We start from the raw sequence: 17,957 nt of genomic DNA on the forward strand, positions 1-17,957 counted from the left end.
TTAAAGTTAAGAAAGTGGTAAAATTATGACGATTAAGCGGTCAGGAAAATTATTTTGAAGACCGGGATTTTATTTCGTTGTTGATCTGCCCAAGATTGATAAAGCTTGGTAGAAGTGTAATTAAAGATCCCACGCCTGCAGCTATAAGTACCGGATTTTTACTTTTTACAGATAAAAATAGAAGAATAGCAAAGGCTATCAGGATTACAATGCCAAATCCAATGGTGATATTCTGTAAAATTTTTCTCTTTGTCTGTAATTCTTCCAAAGATAAATGACTTAATTTGTTGTTTTTCATGTTTTTAAGTTATATAACGAAATTACAGAAAAATATGATGTAAACTTATTATAAATTAAAAAGATCTTTAAAAGCTGAAGCTAAATGACAATGTTTTTTAAGAGGAACTATTACCGGAACCTTTAGATTGCGGAGTATATTTAAAAAACCATTTGAAGACGAAATAGTCCGTTTAATTTTTATCGAAGATAAAATCCTTGCGTCTTATAGCATTAAATTTTGTAAATAACTTTGCGGCCTTGCGTTTTTCCAACAGGTTATAAGACCGATCAGTCTTCGCTTTTGGAATAAAATTAAAAATGATTCTTTAATAACAGGATAACCTTTGTAAATAACTTTGCGGCCTTGCGTTTTTTCAACAGGTTATAAGACCGAGCAGTCTTCATTTTTGGAATAGATTCCGTTACTTTTTGCTTCTATTTTTCCGGTTTTCCTATTGATTGTAAGTAAAAATGATTCATTAATAACAGGACAACCTTTAGATTGTAAAGCATATAGTGAAATATAACGGTCTTCTATTTTATAAGAGCCTGTGAATCTATTCTTTGTGTCAATTAAATATCCATACGTTTTTGCCAATAAAATAGCTTCAGGAAGATTATCTATACTTCCAATAAAATCTCTGAGCTGCTGTTCGCTGGAAAAATATACAGATCTTTCGTTTTTACAAGCCAGAATGTATGAAAAACAGTTATTACCAATGCATTTCTGAAAGAAACCTTTCTCGGGAACAGGTTCATTAATGGTCATAAAATCCGGCATCTGACTTTCATAAATAACAGCCTTTTCATAGTCAGTATCATTGCTGAGCACACGCCAGTATTGGTATTCTTTATCAGGAACAATAAACGGGTACAAATAATCGGCAGTATCCAGGATATCCGGAATTTTTTTATAATCATCCGGAACCGTGATCTGGGCAAAAAACAGATTGGATAGGATCAGGGAAAAGGCGATGATTATTTTCATAAAGGAAAGTGCTTTCCTGCAAATTTAGGAATTAACAATTGATCTGGAGAATTTCATTGCTATAAAAATTTCATTGGATATCCTGAAGTAACCTTTCCGTCAGCAATCTTTTTCAGCTTAGATTCTATCATCTTCTTTGTGAGGGGCTTCAGGCAGTCGGTGTATAAAATTCCCTGAGTATGGTCATATTCATGCTGAATAATTCTGGCGGTAAGTCCTATATAGTTTTTGGTCTGTAGCAAAAAATTTTCATCCAGATATTCGATGGTGATCTCCCATGGTCTTTTTACTTTTTGAGAAAGACCGGGAATACTTAAGCATCCTTCATAGTCTTCCCATGTTTCTGCTGAGCTATTGATTATTTTAGCATTGATGAAAGTTTCTTTTATTCCCTTGTCATTTTTACCAAAGTAGAGTATCTGCTCTTCACTACCCAGGTTTTCAAAAACAATTTTACTGTCAACGATGAAAAGCTGTAAGGCTTTTCCTATTTGTGAAGATGACAAACCACAGCCATTGGCATTTTCCATGGTTTCCCACATGTCGGTTATGAGCTTCTGAATTTCCGGGGTATCCCTTTCTGTTTTCGAACATTTTTGTTTTAAAATAGCGTTGCCATATGCCCAAATAGATAATTTCATTGTCATATTTTTCTGCAAAGTTCTGCAGTAGCATGCAGGTATACAATGAACCTATGTTAATTAATCTGTCTGCGAATTCGGCTTAAGGCCTGTGGAGTGATTCCAATATAAGAAGCAATATATTTTAAAGGAACACGTTTCACCATTTCAGGCTGCTCGGTGAATAATTTTAAGTAACGCTCTTTGGCAGTAAGTTTTAGTAAAGAAAGTTCTCTTTTACTCTTAGCTAAAAATAATTTCTCAGAAGCAAAACGGCCCAGGTGATTTCCAACGTTGGTGTGGCTGTAAATTTTCTGTAAATCATCATAAGAAATCTGCCATACCACAGTTTCTGTTAAAGCCTGCATTTCGTATTCAGAAGGGGTTTGGGTAAGGAAAGAATCATAAGCACAGGTAAATTCCTTTTCAAAACCAAAACTGAAGGTATACCCATATTCATCATCAGGAATATAAAATCTTACCAATCCCGATTCTATAAAGGATAAAAATTCTTCGATACCTTTGTGCTGGGTAATAATTTCATTTTTGGCATATACTTTTCTGTGGAAATGCCCTGCAATAAATGCCCATTCCGATTCCTGCAATTTGACAATCTGTTCGTAATATGCTCTGATGTAACCCATAGTCTTAAATATTTGATAAATGTAATGCTTTAAATAAGGTAAATGCTTATTGTGTCATTGAAATGTATCAATTAAGGATATAGTTTCTATTCGTAAGATTATTCATTATCTTTTAAATAATTAGCAGCATTGGTATTAGCAGGATTAAGGAGTAATGATTTTTTATAACTCACAATAGCTTCTTTTTTATGTCCTAATACATCCAGTATTTCTCCATAGCTGTCATATACATTTGAGCTGTTAGGAAAAAGTATTGTATTGAATTTAAAAATTTGAAGAGCTTTATCTTTTAGATTTCTACCCATAAACTGGTAGCCCCAGGCATTAATTTCATCTTCAGATGCTGTGAAATTTTTCTGTTTTTTCTTTATCTTCTGATAGGCTTTTTCAATATTCTGAAATCCATCCTGTGTGGTCTGATGATAAAGAAGTTTCATATTAGGGCTTAGTCCAAAACCATTTTCAATTTTCATATCAGGAATGTAATATCCTGCAATTTCATCAATAAACCATTCAGGATTTGCTCCCTGCAGATTGGTTAAAACAATAACTGATAAACGATCCTCAGGATATACAAAAAGTGCTGAACGCATACCGCCCACAGGAGCTGCGGCAGGATGTTCAGATCTTACAACTGTTGGCCATCCCAAAGCATATCCATTTGTCAATTTGTTGAAACCTCCAATACTTCCATCATTGAGCTTTACTGTGGTGAAAAGTTCTTTTAGGCTTTTTTCACTTTGAAATAATTTTCCATCCTGTAATGCTATAAGCCACTTGCTGATATCTTCAGCAGAAGAAAGAATTCCCGTAGCCGTCCGGAAAAAAATGGGGAAATTGACAAATACATTGTGAAGATTTCTGTCATTAATCCATTTGCCGTCTTTATTAATTATAGTAGAATATGCTCCTGCACTATTCTCAATAATATCGTTGGAGTCTCCAAATTGCGTAATAAGCATTTGGCAGCGTTTGAATTGATTTTCTTCAATAAATTTTGTGAAATGTTTTCCACTAAGTTGTGTGATTATTGTTCCTAAAATATAATAACCGGTTTGATTATAGCTGAACCTACTTCCGGGAATAGACTCCATAGGAAGCTTCCTCACCATTTCCCAGTTCTTTTCTTCTGTTCCATCACCCAATACCTGCTCTTTCTCATCAATGTTATTAGGGAGCCCGGATGTATTACTCAATAATTGTTTAATAGTAATTGTTTTCCATTTCTCGGGGATATCATTAAGGTATTTTGAAATTGGGTCATCTGTTTTTAATTTTCCCTGTTCCTGTAGCTGTAATATGGCAACCCCTACGAATGCCTTGGTCATGGAATTGATGGAAAAGACAGTCTGGTTCTGTGTCACGGCATGATGTTCAATGTTAGCAAACCCATAACTGGTAATTTTCTCAAGTTTTCCATTTCTGATAATCCCCAACTGAAGTCCGGGAATTCTCAGCTGTTCCATTTTACTTTTAATAAAGATATCTATACTGTCGGAGGTATTTCGTGCTGCTTGTCCCGAAAATAGAGATGCATTTAATAATAATGAAAAAAATACTGAGGTTATTAGAATCTTCATGTGAATTGATTTATAAGTAAACACTCTGGAAACCGACTTTATTACAATCCTTCTGTAAATAAATATAAATGGTCAATATATTACTTATATTTCAAATTATCCGATCTGTTTACTTGTGCTGGAATTGAAGTTTATTATATAAATATACAATGGCACTTAAACCAATTGATTTTTAAGCAAAAAATAACATTAATTTTTACTTTTTATTCTTAAATTTTTTGTCATTTGTCAATTAATTTAATACCAAAATCACTTACATTTGTTATATGATACACGACCAACGCGCAGAAAAATTCAGGCAGATTGTGGAGAATAAATTCCAGATTTACAATTCATTATTTATGAGCCTGCCTTACGATAAAATGACCAATATCGGGATGCTTCTTCCGTTTCTTTATGAAGAAAGCAGAACCGGCTATGAAGCAGGAAAAACTCCTGAGGAAATTGTAGAAGAATTTTTTAAGAATCATACAGACCTTCAGACGGAGGAACAAAAACTGGAGCTTCTTTTTAAAATCATTCAATATATAGAAAGACAGGTTGTTTTGTTTGACAGTATTGAGGACGCTGCCTTTCCTAACCTTCATTCCGAAAGTGACAGCGGAACAGTGACCAACCTTTTTGAACGTTCTTTCCAGGATCATAAAATTGAAAAGGTACGCGAAAAATTAAAGGATTTTACGGTCAAGGTTGTATTTACAGCTCACCCTACGCAATTTTATCCGAGCTCAGTACAGAGAATTATTCAGGATTTAAGAGGAGCGATCACCAGTGATTCTGTCACACAGATTGATACCCTTTTGCAGCAGCTTGGAAAAACACCTTTTGTTAATAAGGAAAAACCAACGCCCATAGATGAGGCTCTGAGTATTATTTCCTATTTAAGATATGTGTATTATGATACCATTGGTGAACTGTTTACGAAGATCAAAAAAACTTTCGGAAACGGACATTTTCACCTGCATGAAGATATTATCCAGCTTGGTTTCTGGCCGGGAGGAGATAGAGACGGGAATCCTTTTGTAACAGCTAATGTTACCAAAAGAGTATCGGAAGAACTTCGCTCTGCAATTTTAAAATCCTATTACAGCCATTTGAAATTTATCAGAAGAAGATTGAGTTTTAGAGGGGTTTCGGAGGTTTTGACTCAGCTAAGTGAAGAGTTGTATACTGCTATTTTTGATGGTAAAAGTATTACGGCAGAAGATATTTTAAAAAGAGCCGATGAAGCAGAGAAAATATTAATTAATGATCATAATTCTCTGTTTTTAGACCTTTTGGCGAACTTCAGGGACCGTGTGAAAATTTTTGGAACTCACTTTGCAACTTTAGATATCAGACAAGATAGCAGGATCCATCAGAAGGTAATAGATGATGTTTTTGCCAAAATATATGGAAATGAAGAAGCTGATTCGGAAAAGAAATTCAATACACTGATTCAGATCCCGGAGAAAGTAAATGCAGATGATTTTGAAGATATTGTAAAGGATACTCTGCTAACGGTATCACAGGTTTCGGAGATTCAGCGTCTGAATGGATTAAGAGGAATGAACCGTTATATTATTTCCAATTCTGATGCGGTGAAAGATGTCATGAACGTATATGCTTTCTTTAAAATTTGTGGATACAGAGATGAAGAGATCAATATGGATATTGTTCCGCTTTTTGAGACCATGGAAGGTCTTGCCAACGCTAAAAATGTAATGAGCGAGCTATATCAGAATCCAGTTTATAAAAAGCATCTTGAAAAAAGAGGAAACCAACAGACTATTATGCTTGGATTTTCTGATGGCACAAAAGACGGTGGTTATCTGAAAGCAAACTGGGAAATCTACCAGGCAAAAGAACTTCTTACGAAACTCTCTGAAGAGAATAATATCAAAGTTGTATTTTTTGACGGAAGAGGAGGTCCGCCGGCAAGAGGAGGAGGGAAGACCCATGACTTCTACGCTTCGCAGGGGAAAACAATTGCCAACAATAAAATTGAACTCACTATTCAGGGGCAAACCATTACCAGTATTTTTGGAAACAAAGAACAGGCAAAATACAACTTCGAACAGCTTCTGACCGCCGGAGTTGAAAATGATGTATTTAAAAATGCAAAAAAAGACCTTACCGAAAAAGAAAGAGCATTAATTATTGAACTGGCCAATATGAGCTATCAGAAATATTCAGATCTTAAGGCCCATCCCATGTTTGTTCCCTATCTGCAGGAAATGAGTACTCTGGAATATTATGGAAAAACAAATATAGGAAGCCGTCCTTCCAAAAGAGGAAATGGAAACGAACTGAAATTTGAAGATTTAAGAGCCATTCCGTTTGTGGGATCATGGTCACAATTAAAGCAAAATGTTCCCGGATTCTTTGGTTTTGGATATGCTATGCAGCAGATGAAAGAGAAGGGAAGGTTTGAAGAAGTAAGAGAACTGTATAAAGGTTCTGATTTCTTTAAAACTTTAGTGTTAAACTCTATGATGAGTATGAACAAGTCTTATTTTCCTTTAACCTATTATATTAAAAATAATCCTAAATTCGGTGCATTCTGGAATGTTTTGTTTGACGAGTATGAACTTTCAAAAGAGATTATGCTGGAGTTAACAGGTTTTAAAATGCTTCAGGAGGAAGATCCTTTATCCAGAAAGTCGGTTAAAATCCGTGAAAAAATTGTACTTCCGCTGCTAAGTATTCAGCAGTATGCTTTAATGAAAATCCAGAAAGGGGAAGGCAATAAAGAAGCCTATGAAAAGCTGGTGACCCGTTCCTTATTCGGAAATATTAATGCAAGCAGAAATTCAGCGTAATGTAATTTTTCACAATACAATGAAAATAGATATCAAAAAACGGGCTTATGTCCGTTTTTTTGATTTTTAACCTAGACCTAATGGTTTCAGCCGTAATTTAATTTCTATAATAAGGCAGGACGATATTTATAAGCATTACAGATTAAAAAAATATTATTCTTTTATGAATTTTTCAAAATGAAACCTGTCTTTCAACTGAATTTTAAGGTAATAAACCCCTTTTGCAAAATCTTCCACCTTTATAGATTTTTGTTTATTGTTTTTCCTGATCAGTCTTCCCAAATGATCATAAACTTCCAATGAGGTTACTTCATTTTCAGTTCTTACATTCAGGATATTTTTAGCAGGGTTCGGATAGATGATAAAGTTGTCTTTTTTGGCAGTTTCCGAAGTGCTTAATACTGAATTATATAAACTTCCGAAATTCAGAATACCATATCCCATCTGATCGGTGTGGTTGGGGTAAAGAGAAGCTGTTTGTCTCAGCTTTGTCCTCATCAGATCTCTGTCCATCGTTGGGAATGCCTGAATGAAACAAGCGGTACCACCTGCTGCAATGGGGGTCGCAATAGAAGTTCCGTTGAGAATAATAGTGGTATTATTATTAACTGTAGTGGTGGCTGTACCCTGGGCACTTCCATCAGGTTTTATTGTTCCCGAAGAATTAGGCCCGTAAGAAGAAAATCCTGAAGAGTTTCCCGAAGAGTCTACAGCTCCAACTGTGAATACTTTCGCATTGTCTGCCGGTGTTAACAGATAATGCCAGGGTTCCAGCCCGGAATTTCCAGCTGCAGCAAGAACAAATATTCCTTTTTCGGCAGCTATTTGTGCCGCTCTTGCAATAAAAGAAGTTGTTCCGTTCATATCTGCATACGTGTAATTGTATTGGGAATCATCAAAAACACTATATCCCAGAGATGAGGTGATCATTTCTACGCCCTTTCTGTCTGCTTCCTCAGCAGCCTCAATCCAATATACTTCTTCTTCCGGGATTTCTACTCCAGCCTTTTCACTGCGGTAAAGATAAAAATCAGCATCCGGAGCAGATCCTACAAATGTATTTTCCAAATAACCTCCCATAGCACCCAAAACCACAGAACCATGCTCACTTAAAGAAATATTATAAATGTCATTGGTTTTAGTCACAAAATCATAACCTCCTTTTATATGATTATTGGTCCGCAGCCTTGAGAATGCAGATCCGGTATCTACAAAAGGAAATCCTGCATCAATAACAGCTATGGAAATTCCTGTTCCTGTATATCCTGCCAGATGAAGGGGTCTTATATTGAGCTGGTCTATCTGTGCTGTTCCTGATCCATAATCAAAAGTTGTAAGTGTTTTACCGGTGCCAGAAGTATTTTTCCATTTATCAACAGGCTTTATTTTAGGAACTCCGGAACTGTTTCTTGCAAAACTTTGAACCGATAAAACAAAAGGCTGTGCCTGTAAAGTTGCTATTTGAGCTGGAGTGGCATTCACAGCGGCTCCGTTCAGCCATTTGGAATAATCGGTAACCGTGAATCCCAGATTTTGCAGATTCTGGAGATAAGAAAGTTCAATAGGAGCGTCCTTATCATCAAGCGATATTCCCAGTGCAGTACGTCTGTCAAGGGATTTTTGAGAAAGTTCTGAAAGTGGATTGGCAAAAAAAGAGGCTTTATTGGGCTTATCTGTGAAATATACAAAAACGAGCTGTGTTTGGGCCTGAGAAATGGAATAACCTGCTAATAAACAAAAGAGTAAAATTTTATTCATCGTATTATTTTGTATAAAGATAAAAACAAAATCAATAAAATTTTTGATAGGATTTTAAAATCCTTATTTTTACACAAATATTTATTTATGAAAAAAATTCAGATGGTTGACTTGCAAAGTCAGTATTACAAAATAAAAAATGATGTAGACAATGCAGTTTTAAATGTAATGGATTCTGCGGCTTTTATCAACGGACCTGAAGTAAAGTCTTTCCAGAATGAATTGGAGTCTTATTTAGACGTAAAACATGTGATTCCATGTGCGAATGGGACGGATGCTTTACAGATTGCCCTGATGGCATTGGATCTGAAAGAAGGGGATGAGGTCATTACTGCTGATTTTACCTTTGCAGCAACGGTGGAAGTGATACACCTCCTTAAATTAAAATCTGTTTTGGTAGATGTTGATTATGACACTTTTACAATCTCAACAGAAGAATTGAGAAAAGCCATTACGCCAAAAACAAAGGCCATTATTCCTGTACATTTATTTGGACAGTGTGCCAATATGGAAGAAATTTTAAAAATTGCTGAAGAGCATAATTTATATGTTATTGAAGACAATGCACAGGCAATAGGTGCAGAATATACATTCTCTGACGGTACAGTAAAGTATGCAGGAACCATGTCTACAGTGGGAACAACATCTTTCTTTCCTTCAAAAAACCTGGGATGCTATGGTGACGGTGGTGCTATTTTCACCAATAATGATGAGCTGGCACACCGTTTAAGAGGAATTGTAAACCATGGTATGTATGAAAGATACTATCACGATGAAGTAGGTGTGAATTCCCGTTTAGACAGTATTCAGGCGGCTGTTTTAAGAAAAAAACTTCCTCACCTGGATTCTTACAACGAAGCGAGAAGAAAAGCCGCGGATTACTATGATGAAGCATTTGCAGGAAATCCCAATATTCTTACTCCCAAAAGATCCGAAAACTCTACTCATGTTTTCCACCAATATACATTAAGAATCCTGAATGGAAAACGTAATGAACTTCAGAAATTCTTAACGGAGAAAGAAATTCCGGCTATGATCTATTATCCGGTAGCATTGAGAAAGCAGAAAGCCTATTTCCAGGAAAGCAATGATGCTGATTTTGTGAATACAGACAAGCTTTTGGATCAGGTAGTTTCTCTGCCAATGCATACAGAATTAGACGAAGAGCAACTGAAGTATATTACAGATGCTGTGCTTGAGTTTATGAAGTAATGAAAAAAAAGATATTTAAATATAGGCTGGTTTATTACTTAGCGGTAGCAATGAGTCTATTATTTTTTATAATATCATCATTTTCAATTCTGAATTTATTTGATGATTTCAGCATATTTAAAACGATGTTTATTGGTACTTCAATTGTTATTAATTTATTTGCATTTATTAATTTGATTGAAAAATATAATAAAGCTGTTTTATTTCTAAATCTTAGCTTATCTTTAGCTATAGTTGCGCTGGGATATCCTATACTATTAGTGGCTTTAAGTGGAAGATATTATGATGTATGGAATTTCAGATTTAAATTTTGGATTTTATTTATTCTTATTTTAGCCATTGTCAATATATTTAAAGTGAGAGTAAACAGCGGAATTAACGAAATAGAAAACATAGGAAAACACGAAGATTAAAAAATAAAAATGGCAATACTTGTAACAGGAGGACTTGGATATATTGGTTCCCACACAGTGGTAGAACTTCTTAATAATGGCTTTGAGGTCATTATTGTAGACGATTTGTCCCATTCAGAGAGATTTATTTTAAATAATATTGAGGAAATTACAGGTAAAAAGCCGGTTTTTTATCCTTTTGATTTAAAAAGAAAAGAACTGCTTCATCAGGTTTTTGAGGCTCACCCTATTGAGGGCTGTATTAATTTTGCTGCTTATAAAGCGGTGGGAGAAAGCCAGGTAAAACCTGTGGATTATTATGAGAATAATCTGTTTACTCTTATTAATATCCTTCAGGAGTTTAAAGATAGAGAAATTTCCAATTTTATTTTCAGTTCATCCTGTACAGTGTATGGGCAAGCTGATGTAATGCCAATTGATGAAAATACTCCTTTAAAAATGCCTGAAAGTGTATATGGCAAAACAAAACAAATGGGTGAGGAAATCCTGATTGATTTTGCAAAGGCCTACCACAGAAAAATATCATTATTGAGGTATTTTAATCCCATTGGAGCACATCCCTCTGCAAAACTTGGCGAACTGCCTATTGGAGTTCCCAATAATTTAGTCCCGTACGTTATGCAGACTGCTTCAGGAATCCGTGAGAAACTAAGCGTGTGGGGAGATGATTATCCAACAGAAGACGGAACTGCGGTTCGTGATTATATCTATGTAGTTGATCTTGCAAAAGCCCATGTTTCTGCCTTAAGAAAACTGATAGAAAATCAATCCGAAGAAGCCGTGATAGATATTTATAATTTGGGAACGGGAAGAGGATCATCTGTTTTGGAAGTTGTCAAAGCTTTTGAAACAGCAAATGATGTAAAAGTTCCTTATCAGATATGTGCCAGAAGAGAAGGTGATATTACAATTGCCTATGCTGATCCGGGTAAAGCCGAGAAAGAGCTTGGATGGAAGTCTGAAACATCCCTGGAAGAATCTCTACGGACAACCTGGGAATGGCAGAAGTACCTGAATTCTAGAAATTAACTCTTAAAATCACATACTATGGCCTGGAATCCTGAAGTGTATGACCAGTTTAAAGATGAGCGTTCAGCTCCCTTTATTGATTTACTGAAACTCGTTGAGTCAAGATCAGGTTTATCCGTTATAGATTTAGGTTGCGGTACCGGAGAACTTACTTCTAAGCTTTTAGATTATCTTGAAGATTCCAAGGTGTTGGGAATAGACTCTTCTGAAGAGATGCTGGAGAAAGCTGCTCATTTTGAAACAAGCAGACTGAGATTTGAGAAAAAGAGTATCGAAGATCAGCTTCATCTTTCCGAGAGGTATGATCTGATTATTTCCAATGCAGCGATTCAATGGTGTGATAACCATAAGGAGCTTTTTCCAAGGATTATAAGTAAAATTAAAGAAGGTGGCCAATTAGCTGTACAGATTCCATCCAATCATGAATATGTAGTGCATCAGCTGCTTAGAAAAACAGCAGGCAGGGAGCCTTATAAAACAGCATACAATTCCTGGGAAAGAGCATATACAGTTTTACCTATTGAAGACTATGCAAGAATATTATTTGATCATAAAGGCAGAGAAATCACCGTTTATGAAAAGGTATTCCCTCATGTTCTGGCCAATGCCGATGCTGTATTTACATGGGCTTCAGGAACAGCTATGCTTCCTTATATTGAGAGGCTTCCCGATGATATGAAAGAACAATTTAAAAACGATTATAAAACCGAATTACAAAACATCTTCCCTGAATCACCGGTCTTTTATCCATTTAAAAGAACATTTATTTCAGCGAAGTTTTAATTTTAAAATTAATATGAAGACACAGAGAATAGGTATTACATTTTCCTCATTTGATTTATTACACGCTGGGCATATTAAGATGCTTGAAGAAGCTAAAACAGTATGCGATTATTTGATCGTTGGGCTTCAGATTGATCCGTCCCACGACCGTCCGAACAAAAATAAGCCAAGTCAGACTATCGTTGAACGATATATTCAGCTGAAGGCTGTGAATGCTGTAGATGAGATTATCCCTTATTATACAGAAGAAGATCTGTTGGATATTTTGAAATCTTTTGTTATCGATGTAAGAATTATCGGAGACGATTATATGGATAGAGATTTTACCGGGAAAACTTATTGTGAAGAAAAAGGAATAGAGATCTTTTATAACAAAAGAGACCACCGGTTTTCTACCAGCGACCTTAGACGAAGAATTTATGAAGCCGAAAAAGAAAAAGATACAAAGACAGAATCTGTAAAATAAAACAATAAAAAATCCCGAAAAGTGCTTTTCGGGATTTTGTTTGTATTACATCGGACCACCTTGCTGGTCATCGCCGGTTTCATTGGCATTGATGTCTTTTTTCTTCTTAGTCTGTTCTATTTTTTCTCCCTGCTTAAATCTATAGGTTAAAGAGATAGAAAACTGTCTTGGCTGCCACTGCATATAGCTGCTACGGGTATAGTCATTACTGTAGTTAAATGTCTCCATACCTCTTGTATTAAAGATATCCTGAATGTTGAAGGAAATAGTTCCGTCACCTTTCCAGATCGTTTTAGATGCTCCCAGGTTTAATGCGTACATATCCTGTCTGTTCTGGCTGGCTGTTTTTTGTCCTCCTCTGTAGAAACCTTGCAGCTGTACACTTAATGTCTTATCAAGTTTAAATGTGGTATTAAGACGTAACCTTGTAGAGAAACCACTTCCTGTAAAATCCAGTGAGCGTACCTGCTTAAGACCGTTGATGTCTCTTGTTTCATAAGATGCGATTCCGGTCGTTTTATATCCGAAAAGATCTACACTACCCATAATCTTGAACCAGGCAAAAGGATCATAGGTAAAGTTCAGGTCCAAACCATAGCGGTCATCATTACCCAGGTTTTCCGGCTTTGTATAGAAAACTCTCTGTCTTTCATCCGGTCTGTATACCAGCATCTTTGTATCATCTGTTGAATGCCTGTAATATAGGGTAGGGTTGATGGTAAATTTCTTTCTGGTAATATTATAACCTACTTCATAAGAATCTACGTATGATGGGTTAAGGTCGATATTTCCTTCAAAAATATTCTGGTTATTGGTATAGTTGGGGAAAGGAACCATAAAGAATGATCTCGGTCTGTCTATTCTTCGGGAATAGTTTACTAAGATCTGGTTATTCTTGGATATATCATAGCTTAAGAATACACTTGGAAATAGATTATTGTAATTCTTGTTTTTATTTAATGGAGGCTTATCAAGGTTCTGACTGATGTAATTGATTTTAACATTTGAAAGCTCGTCTCTTAATCCTACCTGATAACTAAGACTTCCTATTTTACTTTTAAACTGTAAATAGAAAGCATTGAACATCTCCCTGTAATCCGTATTGTTATTATAATTCGGAATAAGAGGGTTATTAGAAGTACTGCTTACAAAATTATCATAAGTATTATCATTGATATCCAATCTGTAGCCGGCTTCAAGTTTGGAGTTTTCTCCTATTGGTAATTCATAGTCTGCTTTACCTATGATGGTTTTGCTTACAGAATGTCTTCTGGTAATATCCTGCACAGAAGGTACGTAATCAACACTTTCCAGAATATCAGCATTATTATTGCTTCTGTTTCTTTGTAAACTTACAGATAATGATAAATTTTGCCCTTTATCGTCAAACTTATGGTCTAAACCTACATCTCCCTGGAAGGCAAGATTGTTAAAGGTTGTCTTGGAATCTCTCAGGGTATAAGGATTCTTGAGATTCCAAAGATTAGAAGCGTCTCCTGTATATCTGTAAAAAGTATCGTAAGTGTTTACAAGTTCATTTCCGTCACCGTCAAAAGTTCTCACTAATCCTGTCAGATTTAATGATGTTTTTTCAGAAATATCATATACAAAACCGGCACTTATATTATAGTTTTTGTTGTAAGTTTTGTTGACAGAGTTTTGCTGCTGATGTACAGGTACATCCTTTGGTGCTACACCAGGAACTATATCAGGGAATACAATATTATGATAGGTTGTTTCCGAGTTACTCTTGGTTTTGTTTTCTGTGTAGCCTCCGCCACCGTTCATAAACCAGGTCCAGTTATTTTTTCTCCAGCTTAAATTGGCATTCAGAGATGTTCTTGGGAAATATCCTAAAGCCCCCACTACACTTCCGTTAAATCCTACTTTTTTACTCTTTTTAAGAATAATATTTAAAATACCCGAAGTTCCGCTTGCTTCAAATTTTGATGAAGGGTTGGTAATGACTTCAATTCTTTCGATCTGATCAGCAGGAATACTCTGTAATGCATTAGCTCCGTCATCAATTCCCAGAAGAGAAGAAGGCTTTCCGTTAATGAGGAATTTTACATTGGTACTTCCTCTCATAGAAACCGTTCCATCCGTATCTACGGTAACAGAAGGAACATTACTTAAAACATCCTGAAGACTTCCTCCCTTACTTACGATATCCTGTGATGGGTCATAAGTCTTTTTATCCAGCTCTACTTTATAGGCTTTAGTGGCTGCTGCTGTAATAACAACACCCTGCAGCTCCTGAGTTTTGCCATCCAGAGTAGTAGTTGCTTCAGGTTCTATGGAGAGTGCACCAATATTTCCGTTTGCTGCTATATTTTTACTGACTATACTTTTCTTATAGTCTATTGCTTCTACTGTAATGTCATACTCTCCGGGAACAAGCTGCAGCTTATATTGCCCTTTTTCATCAGTGAGTACAGCGTCGCTTAATGTTTTATTAGCTTTATTGCTAAAAGTTACAGAAGCATAAGGTACAGGCTGGTTCTTCTTATTGACAATAATTCCTGAAATATCTGATTTCTCCTGAGCAAAAGCCATAGCAGCTGCCGAAAGAACCAGAGTAAGCCCTAGTGTTTTTTTTGTGAAAATATTGACAATTTCCGTCTTATTCATAGGTTATTTTTTGTATAAAAATCATGAAGGGATACCCCTAATACCATAGATCTTCAGATTGCTCTGATTCTCATGATATTATGATTTGTGTATTATTTTTTTACTGTTTAAAGTTTTTAAATGCTTGCTTTGCCTATTTTATATTTTTTGAATTAAGCCAATCCTGATAGGCTTTTGCATTTACAGCATGCTCTTCTGCACTTGCCGTAAATTTGTGATATCCAAATCTTGCAGGATCAGCACACATAAATATATAATTATTGTTTTCTGCGTTTAAAACAGCATCTACAGAATTCTTGTCCACCACACAGATAGGCCCCGGAGGGATACCTGCATTCGCGTAGGTATTATATGGAGAAGGAGTTGATAAATGCTTATATAAAACCCTTTTAATAGGTTCTTTAAAATTAGTCTGCTTATTGATGGCATAGATTACCGTAGGGTCAGACTGAAGCTTCATTCCTTTTCGGTAACGGTTCAGGTATAATCCTGCTATCGTTTTCATTTCATCCTTCTTTCCTCCGGATTCTTTATACACAATAGACGCCAGTGCATAGATCTGATCTCTTGTTAAAGCAGACTGCTGCTCCTTATTTTTTCTTTCACCGGTCCAGAATTCATTATACTGATCTTCAAATTTTGCAAAAAACTCTCTTGGGCTTACCGTCCAGAAGAAGTTATAAGTATCTATGAAAAAATATTTTTTTAAATCTTCAACATTTTTATACCCTTTTTCCTGTGAAATACCATCAAGGTCTTTTACGAAATGTAAAGAATCCAGTTCCGTTTTTTTAGTCACTTTGCCAATCATCTGGTACATATCTCCAAAATCTCCGATTCTGAAAGAATTGGCTGTTTGATTACCTGCTTTAATCATGTTCACAAGATCAGAGTTGCCTTTACCCTCCTGAATATGATAACGCCCGGCTTTAAAAGCGGTAGTAAGACCTTTATCTTTAGCCACTGCTTCAAAAGACTCCCTATCTTTTAAGTGGGGAGCAATAGAGTCCATGATCTGTTTGAAATCCGCTTTATGAGGAATCAATACATATCCGTCTTTTTCTACGTTGTTTCCGAAGTACTTATTATAAAATCTCAATCCAAAAAAACCTGCGATTACAAAAACCAGCAGAATGACAATGAGAATAGCTTTTTTCATTCTTATACTATTGATTAAAAGTTTATGGTTTCTAAAGAATATCTATCTTACCTTTAAAAACCTGCTTTGCAGGACCTTCCAGCCAGATGCTTTGAAAGGAGTCTCCGTTTTTTTCAGCATATACCTTCAGATTTCCTCCTAACGTTTTAACTTTTACAGAAGTTAGATTGTCTTTTTGTAGAAAAGTTAAAGCAGAAGCTGTAACTCCTGTTCCGCAGCTGTAAGTTTCATCCTCAACGCCTCGTTCATAGGTTCTTACAAAAATTTCATTATCGGAAATTTTTTCCACAAAGTTGACATTAATTCCTTTTTCTTTATAATTTTCTGAATTTCTGATCCCGTTCCCTTCGGCATACACCTTATAATTTGCTAAATCCTCTACATATCTTACATAATGAGGAGAACCGGTATTAAGAACAGAATCATTGCCGTCATGAGAAATGGTATTTACATCAATCATTTTTAATTTAACGATCCCGTTATGGATTTCCGCTTCATGCTCACCATCTATAGCAATAAACTTACATTTATCTTCAAAAATATCCAGGAAAAAAGCAAATGCTACCAGGCATCTTCCTCCGTTTCCACACATGGTACTTTCTCCACCATCAGAATTATAATATACCATTTTGAAATCGTAATGATCATCGTTTTCCAATAAGATAAGGCCATCAGCACCAATTCCAAAACGTCTGTCACATAGTTTTTCAATATTCTTTTTGTCTTTAGGAAACTGAAGGTCACGGTTATCTACCATCACAAAATCATTTCCAGTACCCTGATATTTATAAAATTCCATACCTTTTTATCTAATTTAAAGAAGCAAAATTAATATATTTAAAATGAAAAACGAACAGTGTTAACTGTTCGTTTTCTTATTTATAATCGTTTTACCTAACCGTTTTTATCTAAATCCTCCGTTGTTCTGTCTGTTTGTGCTGCCTGAACTATTTGAATTGCCCGAGCTGCTGCTGTTACTGGAACTTCCTCTGAAGCCTCCGCTATTTGAAGAAGGTGGAGGCGTACTGTTGTTGCTTCCTGAACTTCTGAATCCACCGCTGTTTGAGCTTCTCTGAGGAGCCTGATAAGTGTTGTTCTGATTTCTGAACCCTCCGGAATTGTTGGTATTTTGATTTCCCTGATTATTCTGGCTGCTGTTGTTTCTGAAGCCTCCACTGCTTTGGTTTCTAGTACCCTGATTATTGTTATTCTGGGAATTGTTGTTTCTGAAACCACTGTTATTGTTATTATTACGGTCGTAATAAGGCTCTCCTCTGAATCCGGTATTCGGTCTTGTAGAGTTATTATCTGATCTCCTTTCTACATATACCTTTCTTCTTGAGTTATTCGCATTATAGTAATAATAAGGGACACCATTGTCATAGTAATAATTAACATTGTCCCTGTAATAATACCCATCATTACCATAATATCCACCATTTCCATAGTATCCGGATGGTGCATAATAATATCCATTATTATAATATGGATCACCATAACCGCCATTATTGGCATATCCGTCTGAGTATGCTAAACAAGATGTCAAACTTGCAAATGCAACAATACTAGCTGCTATTTTTAATAAATTTTTCAT

General features: G+C 35.6%; 16 protein-coding genes. 6 read left to right on the plus strand and 10 right to left on the minus strand.

Annotated elements, in window-relative coordinates; translation table 11 throughout:
- Positions 1 to 49: 49 nt before the first annotated feature.
- From MP477_RS14995 to MP477_RS15015, 5 genes are all read right to left on the minus strand, one after another.
- Positions 50 to 298: a hypothetical protein gene (locus tag MP477_RS14995; protein WP_257191033.1), complete on the minus strand. Its 249-nt coding sequence runs from the start codon at positions 296 to 298 to the stop codon at positions 50 to 52.
- A gap of 363 nt (positions 299 to 661) precedes the next feature.
- A complete protein-coding gene (locus tag MP477_RS15000) occupies positions 662 to 1,267 on the minus strand; it encodes a hypothetical protein (RefSeq protein WP_257191034.1) in 606 nt (201 codons plus the stop codon).
- A 59-nt stretch (positions 1,268 to 1,326) separates the two neighbouring features.
- Positions 1,327 to 1,908, minus strand: a complete 582-nt coding sequence (def, locus tag MP477_RS15005; RefSeq protein WP_257191035.1) for a peptide deformylase — start codon at positions 1,906 to 1,908, stop codon at positions 1,327 to 1,329.
- Positions 1,909 to 1,964: 56 nt separating this feature from the next.
- Positions 1,965 to 2,531 carry a Crp/Fnr family transcriptional regulator gene (locus MP477_RS15010; protein ID WP_257191036.1) on the minus strand — a complete coding sequence of 189 codons (567 nt, stop codon included), beginning with the start codon at positions 2,529 to 2,531 and terminating at the stop codon, positions 1,965 to 1,967.
- Positions 2,532 to 2,629: 98 nt separating this feature from the next.
- The gene (locus MP477_RS15015; RefSeq protein ID WP_257191037.1) at positions 2,630 to 4,111 is read right to left on the minus strand and encodes a serine hydrolase domain-containing protein; all 1,482 of its coding nucleotides are present in this window, start codon (positions 4,109 to 4,111) and stop codon (positions 2,630 to 2,632) included.
- A gap of 266 nt (positions 4,112 to 4,377) precedes the next feature.
- Between MP477_RS15015 and MP477_RS15020 the strand changes: the two genes are divergently transcribed.
- The gene (locus tag MP477_RS15020) at positions 4,378 to 6,912 is read left to right on the plus strand and encodes a phosphoenolpyruvate carboxylase (RefSeq protein ID WP_257191038.1); all 2,535 of its coding nucleotides are present in this window, start codon (positions 4,378 to 4,380) and stop codon (positions 6,910 to 6,912) included.
- Positions 6,913 to 7,065: 153 nt separating this feature from the next.
- Here MP477_RS15020 and MP477_RS15025 read toward each other — a convergent pair whose 3' ends face one another.
- Complete coding sequence (locus tag MP477_RS15025) at positions 7,066 to 8,670, minus strand: S8/S53 family peptidase (protein WP_257191039.1); 1,605 nt, start codon at positions 8,668 to 8,670, stop codon at positions 7,066 to 7,068.
- 87 nt (positions 8,671 to 8,757) lie between these two features.
- Between MP477_RS15025 and MP477_RS15030 the strand changes: the two genes are divergently transcribed.
- Genes MP477_RS15030 through MP477_RS15050 form a run of 5 tightly spaced genes read left to right on the plus strand, consistent with a single transcriptional unit; the run spans position 8,758 to position 12,573 of the window.
- Positions 8,758 to 9,882 (plus strand): DegT/DnrJ/EryC1/StrS aminotransferase family protein, encoded by a 1,125-nt coding sequence (locus tag MP477_RS15030; protein WP_230034686.1) that lies wholly within the window; start codon positions 8,758 to 8,760, stop codon positions 9,880 to 9,882.
- On the plus strand, positions 9,882 to 10,295 hold the full coding sequence (locus tag MP477_RS15035; RefSeq protein WP_230034688.1) for a hypothetical protein: 414 nt from the start codon (positions 9,882 to 9,884) through the stop codon (positions 10,293 to 10,295). The genes MP477_RS15030 and MP477_RS15035 overlap by 1 nt, the downstream gene beginning before the upstream one ends.
- A gap of 9 nt (positions 10,296 to 10,304) precedes the next feature.
- Entirely contained in the window at positions 10,305 to 11,324 is a 1,020-nt protein-coding gene (gene galE / locus MP477_RS15040; RefSeq protein ID WP_257191040.1) for a UDP-glucose 4-epimerase GalE, read from the plus strand.
- An 18-nt stretch (positions 11,325 to 11,342) separates the two neighbouring features.
- Complete coding sequence (locus tag MP477_RS15045) at positions 11,343 to 12,107, plus strand: methyltransferase domain-containing protein (protein WP_230034692.1); 765 nt, start codon at positions 11,343 to 11,345, stop codon at positions 12,105 to 12,107.
- Between the two features lie 13 nt (positions 12,108 to 12,120).
- Complete coding sequence (locus MP477_RS15050; RefSeq protein WP_230034694.1) at positions 12,121 to 12,573, plus strand: adenylyltransferase/cytidyltransferase family protein; 453 nt, start codon at positions 12,121 to 12,123, stop codon at positions 12,571 to 12,573.
- Between the two features lie 45 nt (positions 12,574 to 12,618).
- Here MP477_RS15050 and MP477_RS15055 read toward each other — a convergent pair whose 3' ends face one another.
- The 4 genes from MP477_RS15055 to MP477_RS15070 form a co-directional block, all read right to left on the minus strand.
- A complete protein-coding gene (locus tag MP477_RS15055; protein WP_230034696.1) occupies positions 12,619 to 15,204 on the minus strand; it encodes a TonB-dependent receptor domain-containing protein in 2,586 nt (861 codons plus the stop codon).
- 133 nt (positions 15,205 to 15,337) lie between these two features.
- Entirely contained in the window at positions 15,338 to 16,363 is a 1,026-nt protein-coding gene (mltG, locus tag MP477_RS15060; RefSeq protein WP_257191041.1) for an endolytic transglycosylase MltG, read from the minus strand.
- Positions 16,364 to 16,394: 31 nt separating this feature from the next.
- A complete protein-coding gene (dapF, locus tag MP477_RS15065) occupies positions 16,395 to 17,162 on the minus strand; it encodes a diaminopimelate epimerase (protein WP_257191042.1) in 768 nt (255 codons plus the stop codon).
- Positions 17,163 to 17,267: 105 nt separating this feature from the next.
- Entirely contained in the window at positions 17,268 to 17,957 is a 690-nt protein-coding gene (locus tag MP477_RS15070; protein WP_257191043.1) for a hypothetical protein, read from the minus strand.

The organism is Chryseobacterium sp. WG23 (assembly GCF_024586575.1).
Taxonomy (GTDB): domain Bacteria; phylum Bacteroidota; class Bacteroidia; order Flavobacteriales; family Weeksellaceae; genus Chryseobacterium.

Bases quoted from the DNA above. Each gene is read 5' to 3' on its own strand.
- galE (WP_257191040.1), top strand. From the start codon at position 10,305: ATGGCAATACTTGTAACAGGAGGACTTGGATATATTGGTTCCCACACA.
- dapF (WP_257191042.1), bottom strand. From the start codon at position 17,162: ATGGAATTTTATAAATATCAGGGTACTGGAAATGATTTTGTGATGGTA.
- MP477_RS15010 (WP_257191036.1), bottom strand. From the start codon at position 2,531: ATGGGTTACATCAGAGCATATTACGAACAGATTGTCAAATTGCAGGAA.
- MP477_RS15015 (WP_257191037.1), bottom strand. From the start codon at position 4,111: ATGAAGATTCTAATAACCTCAGTATTTTTTTCATTATTATTAAATGCA.
- def (WP_257191035.1), bottom strand. From the start codon at position 1,908: ATGAAATTATCTATTTGGGCATATGGCAACGCTATTTTAAAACAAAAA.
- mltG (WP_257191041.1), bottom strand. From the start codon at position 16,363: ATGAAAAAAGCTATTCTCATTGTCATTCTGCTGGTTTTTGTAATCGCA.
- MP477_RS15000 (WP_257191034.1), bottom strand. From the start codon at position 1,267: ATGAAAATAATCATCGCCTTTTCCCTGATCCTATCCAATCTGTTTTTT.
- MP477_RS15025 (WP_257191039.1), bottom strand. From the start codon at position 8,670: ATGAATAAAATTTTACTCTTTTGTTTATTAGCAGGTTATTCCATTTCT.
- MP477_RS15045 (WP_230034692.1), top strand. From the start codon at position 11,343: ATGGCCTGGAATCCTGAAGTGTATGACCAGTTTAAAGATGAGCGTTCA.
- MP477_RS15035 (WP_230034688.1), top strand. From the start codon at position 9,882: ATGAAAAAAAAGATATTTAAATATAGGCTGGTTTATTACTTAGCGGTA.
- MP477_RS15070 (WP_257191043.1), bottom strand. From the start codon at position 17,957: ATGAAAAATTTATTAAAAATAGCAGCTAGTATTGTTGCATTTGCAAGT.
- MP477_RS15055 (WP_230034696.1), bottom strand. From the start codon at position 15,204: ATGAATAAGACGGAAATTGTCAATATTTTCACAAAAAAAACACTAGGG.
- MP477_RS15030 (WP_230034686.1), top strand. From the start codon at position 8,758: ATGAAAAAAATTCAGATGGTTGACTTGCAAAGTCAGTATTACAAAATA.
- MP477_RS14995 (WP_257191033.1), bottom strand. From the start codon at position 298: ATGAAAAACAACAAATTAAGTCATTTATCTTTGGAAGAATTACAGACA.
- MP477_RS15050 (WP_230034694.1), top strand. From the start codon at position 12,121: ATGAAGACACAGAGAATAGGTATTACATTTTCCTCATTTGATTTATTA.
- MP477_RS15020 (WP_257191038.1), top strand. From the start codon at position 4,378: ATGATACACGACCAACGCGCAGAAAAATTCAGGCAGATTGTGGAGAAT.